The following is a 3511-nucleotide window of genomic DNA, read 5'->3' as shown; positions in this document are numbered from 1 at the left end:
ACCCCCGCCACCACCGAGGGGTACGCGCCGCGCAGCGCGCCGACGTGCCCCAGGTCGCCCCGGCCACCGGGGCCGGTGAGGAAGACCAGGGTGTCACCGAGCCGTTCCTGCCGCAGCCGGCTCGCGGCGGCGCGCAGCGCGTCGTCCACCTCGGACAGCCGCGCCGCGGCCAGCCGGTCCAGCGGGCCGTGGCCCGCCGGCACCGCGTCCGGCCCGTCGACCGGGTCGGGCTCGGGGGCGACCAGCAGCAGCGCGACCGGCAGGTCCTCGCGGACTGCGGCGGCGACGACCGAGGCGGCCGCCTCGCAGGCCGACTCGAACGACTCGGCCACCCCGTCGACGCGGCCCGGATGCGCGGCGGCCCGGTTGTCCAGCAGGACCACGATCCGGGGCAGGCTGGTGTCCACGTTCTCCCGCACCATCAGCTCGCCGACCCGCGCGCTGGTGCGCCAGTGCACCCGGCGCAGCTCGTCGCCGACCACGTACTCCCGCAGCGAGTCGAAGGTGATCGACCCGTGCGGCACCGCGTCCGCCCGGCCGTCCAGGCTGCGCCCCGCGCCGGTCGGCACCGCCGACAGCGGGTGGATCCGCGGGTGCACCCAGACCGGCACGGTGCCGCCGTACGGGCGGGTCACCGCGACCAGACCCAGCGGATCCCGCCGGGTCACCCGCAGCGGCCCGACCGGCACCACCCCCCGCCGGCGGGTCGGCACGTCGTAGCGGACGGTGGTGTCGCGGCCGGGGCGCAACCGCAGCAGCGGGACCGGCACCGCGCGGTCGCCGCACCGGTCCGCGGCCACCAGGCTCGCCGCCCGTAACCGCCCGGTGTTGCGCACGGTCAGCGTCATGGCGGCCGGCTCGCCGCGGACCACCCGGTCGGGGTCCGCGCGGCGCGCCACCTCGAGCCGGGGTCGCCAGGCCGCGGTGGCCAGGGCGTAGCCGACGGCGGTCGCGGCCGCCCCGCCCAACAGCGTCAACTCCGGGTACGCGAAGCGGAAACCCACCCCGAGCAGGACGACGGCGGCGACGAGCAGCCCGACACCGCGGGTGGTGATCCCCACGCCGTGCTGCCGCCTCAGCCCTGCGCCGGGGCCGGATGGCCGGACGGCAGCGGCACCGGCACCGAGGCGATCGCCTGGCGCAGCACCTCGGCGGCGGTCACCCCGCGCACCTGCGCGTCCGGGGTGAGCAGCAGCCGGTGCGCGAAGACCGGCTCGGCCAGTGCTTTCAGGTCCTCCGGCATGATCCAGCCCCGCCCGTCGATCAGCGCGTACGCGCACGCCGCCCGGGTCAGCGCGATCACGCCCCGCGGGCTGACCCCGACCCGCACCTGCGGATGGGTGCGGGTGGCGGCGGCGAGCCGGACCGCGTACGCGTACAGCGGCTCGGCGATGTGCACCCGGCGGGCCATCCGCACCATCTCCCCGACGGTGGCGGTGTCGGTCACCGCGCTGAGCGCCTCCGGCGAGCGGACCGTCGCCCCGCGCAGCACCTCCACCTCGACCGCCTCGTCCGGGTAGCCGACGGAGAGCTTGACCAGGAACCGGTCCAACTGGGCCTCCGGCAGCCGGTAGGTGCCGTCCATCTCCACCGGGTTCTGCGTGGCCACCACCAGGAACGGCTGCGGCACCGGGTGCCGGACCCCGTCCACGGTGACGGTGCGTTCCTCCATCACCTCCAACAGCGCTGACTGGGTCTTCGGCGACGCCCGGTTGATCTCGTCGGCGATGACGATGTTGGCGAAGACCGGCCCCGGGTGGAACTCGAAACCCCGGGTGGCCTGGTTGAAGATGGTCACCCCGGACACGTCGGAGGGGAGCAGGTCCGGAGTGAACTGGATGCGCCGCCACTGCCCCTTCACGGTGGCGGCGACGGCCCGGGCCAGGGTGGTCTTGCCGACGCCGGGCACGTCCTCCAGCAGCACGTGCCCCTGCGCGAAGAGCGCGGTCAACGCCAGCCGCACCACCTGCGGCTTGCCCAGCACCACCGCGTTGACGTTCTCGGCCAGCTGAGCGGCGAGGGCGGCGAAGCCCTGCACCTCCGGCTGGGTGAGCGGTTCGTGGGTGTTCACGTCGGTGGTGCTCCTTGCCTGAACGGGTCAGCAGGTGGGCAGGACGTTGATGTTGTCGCCGCCCTCCAGGTTCAGCCAGGCCCAGGGGATGTAGTTGCGTCCGGAGTACTCGACCTGCACCCACCAGGTGCTTGCCTTCTGGTTGTTGTAGATCCACGAGTCGATGTGCTCGCCCGACTTCTTGCAGTACGCCTTCAGCCGGGTGCCGGGCCTCGCCCAGCCGACCTGCCGGTCGTTGTCCTGCCGGGTCACCGAGAAGATCTCGTTGCCGTTGCGGCCGTCGACGTCCCTGTCGCAGTAGGTGCGCTGCTCACCGTCCGGACCGTTGTTGCAGGTGGCGACCCCGTACAGGGCGTCGGTGGTCTGGGTGCGGGTGGCGGTGCCCTTCCCGGCGGCGTTGCTCGCCGTCACCGTGAAGGTGTACTTCGTGCCCGGGGTCAGCCCGCCGATGGTGATGCGGGAGCAGGCGCCGGCCTTCACCGGTTCGCCCGGCGTGCTCAGCGAGCAGGTCACCTGCCCGCCGCCGGCGTCCACGGTGAACGTCACCGTCGCCGCGGTGGCCGTCGCCGAGGAGCCGGTCACGGTGACCCGCGGCTCGGCCACCGTCCGGGCGGTGGCGGTCGCCTCCGGGCCGGGCCCGGCCTCGTTGACCGCCTTCACCGTCACGGTGACGTTCTGCCCGTTGCCCAGGCCGCTCACCGTCGTCCGGGTATCGGTCACCTCGCTGTGCCGCCCACCCACGTCGACCAGGTATTTCGTCACCGGCCGGCCGTTCGCCTCGGCCGGCGACCACTGCACCGCCACCGTGCCCGGCTGGTCGGCCACCGTGTTCGCCCGCAGGTCGGCCGGCCGTTCCGGCGCCGCGTACGGCACCACCGTGTTGCTCACCGGGGAGGCCGCCGAACCGGCGCCCCGGTCGTTGACCGCCACCACCGTGAACGCGTACTGCCGGCCGTACTCCAGCTCACCGGCCGGCACCACCAGCTCCGTCTTGGTGGTCTCGCCGGCCGGGGCGTTGGTGCCCGCCGAGGTCGCGGTCACCGCGTACCGGGCGATGGTGTTGCCCTGCCCGTTCGCGGCCGGCCACCGCACCAGCACCGTGCCGTCGGGCCGCTCCTGCGCGGTGACACTGGCCGGCGGGTCGGGCACCGCCGCGGTGGGCGTGACCGGGTTGCTGGTGCGCGCCGGCCCGGCGCCCTTGGCGTTCACCGCGTGCACCGAGAACCGGTACGTCTCACCGTTGGTCAGGCCCTTGACCTCGACGGCCCGCTGGTTGGCGCCCACCTCCAGCCGCTGGCCGGCGCCCTCCACCACGTACCGGATGATCGCCGCGCCGTTGGCCGCGGCCGGCCGCCAGCTCACCCGGGCCTGCGCGTTGCCGGCGGCGGCGGTGACGCCGCGCGGCGCGCCCGGCTTGCCCACCGTGGGCTTCTTCGGCGG

General features: G+C 74.8%; 3 protein-coding genes. All 3 read right to left on the bottom strand.

Features of this window, described 5'->3' with window-relative positions; genetic code table 11:
- Positions 1-1061: DUF58 domain-containing protein (locus tag C1I99_RS30540; RefSeq protein ID WP_111137621.1), on the bottom strand; the 1061-nt coding region annotated here is incomplete at its 3' end.
- Between the two features lie 14 nt (positions 1062-1075).
- On the bottom strand, positions 1076-2071 hold the full coding sequence (locus tag C1I99_RS30535; protein WP_111137620.1) for an AAA family ATPase: 996 nt from the start codon (positions 2069-2071) through the stop codon (positions 1076-1078).
- 27 nt (positions 2072-2098) lie between these two features.
- A partial coding sequence (locus C1I99_RS30530; RefSeq protein WP_146604093.1) for a fibronectin type III domain-containing protein occupies positions 2099-3511 on the bottom strand: 1413 nt, incomplete at its 5' end.

Source organism: Micromonospora deserti, assembly GCF_003236335.1.
Lineage (GTDB): Bacteria > Actinomycetota > Actinomycetes > Mycobacteriales > Micromonosporaceae > Micromonospora > Micromonospora deserti.
Note: the sequence above shows the minus strand (reverse complement) of the source record. Positions and strands in the feature narration are given on the sequence as shown.